We start from the raw sequence: 1,426 nt of genomic DNA, 5'->3' as shown, positions 1-1,426 counted from the left end.
GGGTCGCTTTAAATTGCAGGACGTTTCCTAGACAATCTGCGCCGCCTTGTGCCTGTTGGAATCGATGGCTAGTCTGCGGTCCGTCACTGCCAAATCAGTGATCGGGTTTAGTCGCCCGGATTCAGAACAGGCGCATGGTCCCATGAAGCTCAATGGTGGCTGTGCGCAGGGCGCCTTCGGGCGCGCCGGGTTCCTGTTCTGACCGGTCGACTAACCTGCGTACAGCCGCCACCTTCGTTTAGTCGCGACCGGTTCGGCTCCTTACTCAAAATTCGGAGTTACACCATGAATAAAGTCCTACCCGACCCACCCATCGATCCCACCAAAGACCGCGCTGCCTTCAACCGCGCCATCGACCATTACCTGCCCACCCAAGGTTTCCACGCCGTCAACGAAGACCTGAGCTTCGAAGACGCCCTGCTCTACACCGCCAGTCTGCTGGACAGCGCTTCGGCGACGGCGCTGGATTGCGGGGAGCTGCTGGAGAAACCGGAGCGGGCGAAGATCCTCGCGGTGTGGCATTTGCTGGAAATCGCCAAAACCACGGTTGACCGCTCCATCGAATGCCTCAAGCCCACGAAGACCACCGCCTGACCACGGACAAAAAATGTGGGAGGGAGCTTGCTCCCGATAGCGGTGGTTCAGGCACTCATGCAGTGACTGCCACTGCGCCATCGGGGGCAAGCCCCCTCCCACATGGACCGCATTTCATTGGAGTTAGTGGCATTTGGTCATGGTTTTTAAAGGGCCAGCAAGTCGGGTCGCTTTAAATTGCAGGACGTTTCCTAGACAATCTGCGCCGCCTTGTGCCTGTTGGAATCGATGGCTAGTCTGCGGTCCGTCACTGCCAAATCAGTGATCGGGTTTAGTCGCCCGGACTCAGAACAGGCGCATGGTCCCATGAAGCTCAATGGTGGCTGTGCGCAGGGCGCCTTCGGGCGCGCCGGGTTCCTGTTCTGACCGGTCGACTAACCTGCGTACAGCCGCCACCTTCGTTTAGTCGCGACCGGTTCGGCTCCTTACTCAAAATTCGGAGTTACACCATGAATAAAGTCCTACCCGACCCACCCATCGATCCCACCAAAGACCGCGCTGCCTTCAACCGCGCCATCGACCATTCCCTGCCCCCCCAAGGTTTCCACGCCGTCAACGAAGACCTGAGCTTCGAAGACGCCCTGCTCTACACCGCCAGTCGGCTGGACAGCGCTTCGGCGACGGCGCTGGATTGCGGGGAGCTGCTGGAGAAACCGGAGCGGGCGAAGATCCTCGCGGTGTGGCATTTGCTGGAAATCGCCAAAACCACGGTTGACCGCTCCATCGAATGCCTCAGGCCCACGAAGACCACTGCCTGACCACGCACAAAAAATGTGGGAGGGAGCTTGCTCCCGATAGCGGTGGTTCAGGCACTCATGCAGTGACTGCCACT

Annotated in this window: 2 protein-coding genes; both read left to right on the top strand. The window is 59.2% G+C overall.

The genetic code is table 11. The features are described from left to right. Positions 1-285: 285 nt before the first annotated feature. Positions 286-594: a DUF6124 family protein gene (locus INT12_RS30370; protein ID WP_177032678.1), complete on the top strand. Its 309-nt coding sequence runs from the start codon at positions 286-288 to the stop codon at positions 592-594. 449 nt (positions 595-1,043) lie between these two features. After that, on the top strand, positions 1,044-1,352 hold the full coding sequence (locus INT12_RS30365; protein WP_193059166.1) for a DUF6124 family protein: 309 nt from the start codon (positions 1,044-1,046) through the stop codon (positions 1,350-1,352). Positions 1,353-1,426 lie beyond the last annotated feature (74 nt).

This window comes from Pseudomonas sp. K8 (assembly GCF_014889455.1).
GTDB classification, from domain to species: Bacteria; Pseudomonadota; Gammaproteobacteria; order Pseudomonadales; family Pseudomonadaceae; genus Aquipseudomonas; species Aquipseudomonas veronii.
The sequence above is the reverse complement of the archived record's forward strand: the minus strand, read 5'-3'. Positions and strand labels throughout refer to the sequence as shown.

Excerpts from the sequence above, each read along its gene's own strand:
- INT12_RS30370 (WP_177032678.1), top strand. The coding sequence starts at position 286 with ATGAATAAAGTCCTACCCGACCCACCCATCGATCCCACCAAAGACCGC.
- INT12_RS30365 (WP_193059166.1), top strand. The coding sequence starts at position 1,044 with ATGAATAAAGTCCTACCCGACCCACCCATCGATCCCACCAAAGACCGC.